The sequence below is a fragment of the Candidatus Effluviviaceae Genus V sp. genome (genome assembly GCA_014728125.1).
Taxonomy (GTDB): Bacteria; Joyebacterota; Joyebacteria; order Joyebacterales; family Joyebacteraceae; genus WJMD01.
In genome coordinates this window covers 1-6,772 of the sequence record WJMD01000051.1, presented here as the reverse complement: position 1 = coordinate 6,772, position 6,772 = coordinate 1, and the positions used below count along the sequence as shown (strand labels likewise).

4 protein-coding genes and 1 riboswitch are annotated in these 6,772 nt (G+C 67.7%); of the genes, 2 read left to right on the top strand and 2 right to left on the bottom strand.

What is annotated here, in order from left to right; all coding sequences use genetic code 11:
* Both GF405_02755 and GF405_02750 read right to left on the bottom strand, forming a co-directional pair.
* The coding region (locus tag GF405_02755) for a hypothetical protein (GenBank protein ID MBD3367080.1) at window positions 1-1,693 on the bottom strand (1,693 nt) is incomplete at its 3' end.
* A 146-nt stretch (window positions 1,694-1,839) separates the two neighbouring features.
* On the bottom strand, window positions 1,840-2,463 hold the full coding sequence (locus GF405_02750) for a hypothetical protein (protein ID MBD3367079.1): 624 nt from the start codon (window positions 2,461-2,463) through the stop codon (window positions 1,840-1,842).
* 210 nt (window positions 2,464-2,673) lie between these two features.
* On the opposite strand from GF405_02750, the gene GF405_02745 reads away from it, so the two are divergent.
* Entirely contained in the window at window positions 2,674-4,596 is a 1,923-nt protein-coding gene (locus GF405_02745) for a choice-of-anchor D domain-containing protein (GenBank protein ID MBD3367078.1), read from the top strand.
* Window positions 4,597-4,778: 182 nt separating this feature from the next.
* Window positions 4,779-4,952: riboswitch (cobalamin riboswitch) on the top strand.
* Window positions 4,953-4,968: 16 nt separating this feature from the next.
* Window positions 4,969-6,772: TonB-dependent receptor (locus tag GF405_02740; protein ID MBD3367077.1), on the top strand; the 1,804-nt coding region annotated here is incomplete at its 3' end.

Genomic DNA, 6,772 nt, shown 5'->3' with positions numbered 1-6,772 from the left:
CGTCGCCCAGCGCGACGGAGCCGGTGAAGTCGGCCTCGAAGACCGAGGTGCTCGGCACACGCGTCATCTCGATGTCGGTCTGACCCGTCCCGTTCTTCGTCCACTCGAGCGTCACCGACGAGAGTTCGATGTTGTCGGTGACCGTGGCCGAGACCGTGGCAGGCCAGTTCGGAACCGTCTGGTCGCCGAGCGGCGTGTGCGCGATGGCGGGCGACTCGGTGTCGACGATGACGCTGAAGCTGAAGACGTCCCCGGGCGCCACGTACGGCAGGAACTCACGCCGCCCGGAGTTGTCCTTCGCGAAGACGTAGTACGAGACCTCGGTTCCTGCGCTCTGCGCCGGGATATCGGCGTAGAACGAGTCGCCGCCGGCGGAGGTCATCACGACCGGCGTCCAGGCGCGCGAGGCGGCGGTCTGCCAGTAGACGAGGAGCGAGTCGGTCACGAGCCCCTGCTCGGAGTGGTCGATGATGTTCGCGCCGACGCGGTAGTCCTGGGTGGTGTTGGCCGTGTCGAAGAGCGGGACGTGGTCGACGTAGAGCATGTAGCGGTCGGTGACGCCCATGGTGCGGCAGTGGATCGCGTCGTCACTGAGCCAGGAGCCGCTGTACCCGAGAACCTCGTAGCCCGGCATCGCGGCCTCGTAGGTCGCGATGGCCGCCGCGTCGTTCGAGGTGCCGTAGGTGGGGACGAGGACCTTGTCGTTCAGGATGATCGAGTTGGTGTACGGCTCGTCGTTCGGAGCATAGACCCGCACGACCTCGTAGGGACGGCCCCACGAGCTGTTGATCGACTCGAGATAGTCGGCCCGGGCCTCGAGCGCGGAGTACGACGAGTGACCGGGGTCGACCTCCTTGAGGAGGATCGTGCCGGGTGAGAGGAACTTCGCCCAGCAGTCGATGTGATGGATGCCGCCCGATTCGATGTACCCGAGCTTCTCGTAGCGCTCGATGCCGAGGTAGTCGAACATGATCGAGTCGACCTCGGCTGCCGTGAGCGAAGGGTTCTCGTTGAGCACGAGCTCGGTTGACATCGCCGTGCCCCGGCCGTCCGACATGTAGTTCCCGCCGGTGTGCTCGAGGTCCATGCCGTACACCGGGACGCCCCAGTCGGAACCGATGACGCCGGGGATGAGATCGTCGTTCGGGCGCGGACGGTTGTAGATGTGATCGACGATGCCCTGGTCGCCGTTGCCGTCGATGATGAACCAGGGGCCGTAGTCGCGCGTCCAGATGCTGTCGGTCGGGCCGTAGATCCAGTCGACGTTCGCCATGTTCGCGCCGGCTGACTGGAGTTCGCTGGTCGCGGACGACTCCTGCGAGGAGTTGGCGACGATGACCCAGAGCGTGATGTCCTCTGAGATCTCCGCCAGCATGCTGGTCGGTACGCCGAAGCCGTAGCTGTAGCGCACGATGCAGCCGGTCATCGGCTCGAACTCACCGGGGTTCCTGACAGGCGGCGTGGCCGGCGGCGTGCTGCGGTGCGCCGCGCCGATCTCGTCGAGCCTTGTCAGCTCCTCCTGCGTCAGTCCGATCGGAAGGTCCGTCTCCGGGTCGGCCGCTCCGGCGAGTCCCGGAACCAGAGCGATGGAGACCATGAGTCCGAGGCCGAGCAGGCTCCCGAGGCGAAGTGCACGTGTCATCGTCCGGCTCCCTCCATGGAGTCGTGGGGTTCGACTGAGTATCACCACCATTATAACATGGCAAGTTACGGCAGGACAGAGCAAATGAGCGGTCAGGCGGTATTCGGGGTGGGGGTGGATCCCGGCAAGCTGCGGCTGCGCGCAGGGTTCCTGGGGGAGGCGCGGGCCGCCCGTGAGGCGCCGTTGTCGGGAGAGACCTACAGGGCTGCGAGCGTTGACCAGCCGTCGACGAGGAACTTCACACCGAAACCGATGAGGAGCACGCCGGCAACGAGGCTCACGCCCTTGAGGAAGCGTTCACCGAGCACATTGACGCCCCGGTAGGAGGCCGCCGAGAGGAAGTAGTCCCACCCGAAGTCGAGCGACCAGTGGACGACGGCGAAGACGATGAACTGCCAGAGCCCGAACTCCCAGGCCCGGAAGACCAGCGTCGCGCCCACGGTCGCCCACCACACGAGAAAGTACGGGTTCGCGGCGGTCATGAGGATCCCGGCCACGAAGGGGGAGGATTCGCGTCGGACCGTCTCGGTCCGGCCGGCTCTGAGCGAGCGGAGAAGGCCTCCGCCCATCCAGAAGAGAACGGTGGCGCCCGCGACCCCGATGATGCCCGACACGAGCGGTCGCTCGAGAAGAGGCCCGAGCCCCAGCACGATGAGCAGCATGAGCGGGAACTCGACGACGCCGTGCCCGAACGCCACGAGGGCTCCCGCGCGGGGACTTCGCGCCCCGTGCCCTACCACGACGACGGTGACCGCGCCGGGCGCCATGACGCCGGAGAGCGAGATCAGAACGGCCTGGATGAGAAAGGCACCGTAACCCATGGGTGCATCGTAGCATGGGAAGGACCGTGTGGCCACGGCCGTCGGGACCGGGTCTGGTACGCAATCCCCGTCCATTTCTTGAGAACCTGCTCATTCTGTGGTAGAATGAAGTGTGATGGTATGTCGCGTATGAACGGTCGCGGCAGGCGCACCGGCACATCTTGAAGGACCGGCGCGCCCCGGCCGGAGCCGAGATGAGGAGGCCCCTTGATGCGGTTCCCCGCAACGATGCGCACGCTGGCGGTTCTCGTGCTGGCCGCCGTCCTGTCGGCCGCCGTGGCGCCGCAGCAGGCGTCGGCCGTCAGGGTCTGCACGTACAACATCGAGAACTGGCCGAACGACTCCTCGACGAAGCTCCCCCTGCTCCGCACCATCATGGACTCGGTCGACGCCGACCTCATCGTCTGCCAGGAGTTCCAGTCGATCCAGGCGCGCAATCTCTTCTACACGGATGTCCTCGAGGTCATCGCGCCCGGGGAGTACTGGATCATGCCGTTCGTCAACGGCCCCGACACGGACAACGCCTGCTTCTACAAGACGGCCGTCCTCGACTCCATCTCGTCCGACACGATCAACACCGACGTCCGGCTGACCAACGTCTACGGCTTCCGCCTCGACGGGTACAGTTCGTCCGAGGCCGAGCTCACGATCCTCTCGACGCATCTCAAGGCCGGTTCGTCGTCGGGCGACCAGAGCACCCGTCTCGGCCAGACGACCGACATCAGGAACTACCTCAACGACTATCCGTCCGGCAGCAACTTCATGGTCGCGGGCGACTTCAACATCCGCGCGAGCTCGGAGGCCTCCTATCAGATGCTCATCGGCTTCCAGGTCGACAACGACGGACGAAGCAAGGACCCCGTCAGCACCGGCGGCACGTGGCACGACAACTGGACCTACAGGCATCTCTTCACCCAGGCGACGACGACCGACTGGGGCGGCATGGACGACCGCTTCGATTTCATCCTCTGCTCGTACGCGCTTGACGACGGCGAGGGCCTGTCGTACGTGGACGGTACCTACTGGGCCTTCGGCAACGACGCGGCGCGCATCAACCAGGCGATCAACGACCCGCCGAACCAGGCGGTCCCCGAGGAGATGGCCGATGCTCTGGCCGGGGCGAGCGACCACCTCCCGGTCATCCTCGAGCTTCAGGTGCCTGCGAGGATCGACGCTCCGGCGACCCTCGCTTTCGGCGACGTCATCGTCGGCACGGCGGCCGCAGAGACGCTCTCGGTGTCGAACGTCGCCTCGTCGCCGTCCGACGACCTCGAGTACACGTTCTCAGCACCCGTCGGGTTCGCAGCGCCGGGGAGCATCTACCTCGTCGGGGCCGGTCAGACGCTCGACCACGAGATCACGATGGACACGGCGACCGTGGGAGCGCAGTCCGGCGATCTCGAGATCGACTCGAACGACCTCGACACTCCGACATGGACCGTCGGACTCTCGGGCACCGTCGTCGAGCACGCGGAGCCTTCGCTGGCCGAGTTCTCGACGGTTCTGGCCGAGACGCTCGATCTCGGTCTCGTGGAAGTAGATGATCAGGAGACGGACACGCTCGACGTCTTCAACAGAGGCTACTCGGGGCTCCAGGCGCTGCTCAGCGTCTACGACGCGGAGATCGTCGGCGGTGACGGGCGCTTCGCGTTCGTCGGCGGGTTCGTTCCGGCAACGGTGGGCGCGGCGCCCGCGTCGTACGAGATCCAGTTCGACGCCACCGGCGCCATCGAGGAGACGCTCTACACGGCGACGCTCACGTTCTCCACGCGTGACTGCCCCGATGTGTCGGGAGGCACGACGCTCGACGACCTGACCGTCGCGCTTCAGGCGTACGTGCAGAGCGGAACCGGTGTTCCCGACACGCCGACCGTGCTCGCTCTGAAGCCCGCCGTCCCCAATCCGTTCCGGAGCAGAACGGCCGTGCGGCTCCTGCTTCCGGCGCCGGCCGAGGCCCTCGTCGAGATCTACGACGTGAGCGGCCGACGGGTGGCGACGCTGGCGGACGGACCGCTTCCGGCGGGCGTCAACCGGCTCGAGTGGAACGGACGCGACGTGGCGTCAGGCATCTACTTCTGTCGCGCGCAGGTCGGCTCGTGGACCGGCTCGACGAAGATCATCCATCTGAGATAGGCACACGCGGGTTCCTCGACTCACTCCCGGGGCGGGTCCGCGTGACCCGCCCCGCCGCGTTTCCCGGGCGGCACGTCTCCGGTGCGGCGGCGCGGGCGCCCCTGTGCGCGGGGGACGTCGCGGTCCCATGGACCCAGCTCAGCTTGACCGGACGCCCCTCTGTCGCTTACGATCAGGTGACATTCGAGATCACATCCACCGGGTGCCGAAAGGCCGACAGGGAAAACCGGTTCGAGGCCGGTGCTGTCCCGCAACTGTAGTCGGCGACGAACCCCGCGGAGCCCCGCGTTCCAGGGACCCGCGGGAAGTAGGACGACCCGAGAGCCAGAAGACCTGCCGGTGGAAGCTGTTCGCGGTCCGTGGAGAGGCCCCATGCGAACGCCTTCGCTCGCGCTGTGCGCGGGTTGTCTTGCCGTCCTTCTCTGCGCCGGGGTCCTCCCGGCGTCGGAGCCCTCACGTGAGCCGGGCTCGAGGCCCGGCGTCTTCACGCTCGACACGCTTCACGTCGTGGCCGAGAGACCGTCCGCCGAGGACCGTCTCCGGGCGCTGGCCGGGTTCGCCACCGTGCATCGGCTGGAGCGGACGGGAGCGACACCGGTCCGGATCGGCGACGTCATCGAGGAGGGCGCCGGTGTGCGCGTCACGAGGTACGGCTGGCTGGGCAGCGTGAGCACGCCCTCGATCCGGGCGAGCGCGCCCGGACAGGTGGAGGTCTACCTGGACGGCGTGCCGCTCCAGTCGGCGGGATGGGGAACCGGCGGTCTGCCGAACGTGCCGGTCTCCCATCTCGAGCGGGTCGAGGTCTACCGGGGCGTCGCCCCCGCGGGGTTCGGGAGCGCCGGCATCGGCGGGATCGTCAACCTGGTGTCGGCCGCGCCGGCGCAGCCCGTCGTCGGTGCCGAGCTCACCGTCGGCAGCTTCGGGACGCGGTCGGTCGACGTCTCGCGGGCGGGGCGATGGGCGGACGGTCGCTACAGCGTGTCGCTCCATCATCTGACGACGGACGGCGACTACGAGTACCTCGACCGGCACGGGACGCCCGAGAACCCTGAGGACGATGAGACGGTCCCCCGCGCGAACGCGGGGCTCGAGGAGACCGGGATCCTCGGACGTCTCACGTTGCCCGCGTGGCGCGGCGTGCGCCTGACGGTGGCCGACGAGCTCTCCTTCAGCGAGGGAGGCGTCCCCGGGCGCGAGAGCGTCCAGACGGAGAACGTCTCGTTCGAGTCGTTCCGCAACCTCGCTCGGGCGTCGCTCGAGTCGGTGCGGCCGCTCCCGCTGGGATTACGGGTGTCCGGAACAGCGTACAGGCGGGACGGCACGGAGCGCTTCAGAAACCCCGACGACGAGACGGGATTCCCGCGGTCGGGCTCGACCGACGAGAGCGTCACCTACGGCGTGAACGCCCTCGTGGAGCTCCGACCGCCCGTCGGACCCGGGACCTTGCGGCTCTCCGGAGAGTCGCGCTGGGACCGATACACGCCCGAGTCCGAGAACCCATCCGTCGGACGCGGTTTCGAGCGCAGACGCCGCACCGGAACACTCGTCGGAGAGGCGGTTCTGCCGCTTCCGGGCAGCGTTGAGGTCGTGCCCTCCTATCGCTACCAGGAATCGGTCGACAACTTCGCGACCCCCGATCCCGTCGGCGGGCCGCCCGAGCCCCTGGAGGACCCGCACTGGTCGACGCACCACGCCCCGGCCGTCGGAGCGAGGTGGTCGCCGTCGGACGCCCTCCAGGTGAAGGCGCACTACGCGGACTACGCTCGGTTTCCGACGACGCTCGAGCTCTTCGGCTCCGCGGGCAGCGTGGACGGAAATCCCGAGATCGAGCCGGAGCGGGGAACGACGTTCGATGCGGGTCTGCTGGTGAGACCGAGCTCCACGTCGCACGTGGAGCTTGTCTTCTTCCGGTGTCGACGGGAGAACCTGATCGTCTTCCTCGAGAACTCGCAGCGGACGGTCAAGGCGCAGAACATCGAGGCGGCGGAGGTCGAGGGGCTCGAGGCCTCGTTCGCCTTCGGCGGGGCGGATGTCCTCCGGCTGTCCGGCTCGTACACCGTGCAGCGTGCCGTCAACGACGGTCCCTCGCCGGTCTACGGCGGCAATCGACTCCCGCACGCGCCGGACCATGACCTCTTCCTCAGGCTCGGCCGGGACACCGGACCCTACGCCGTAT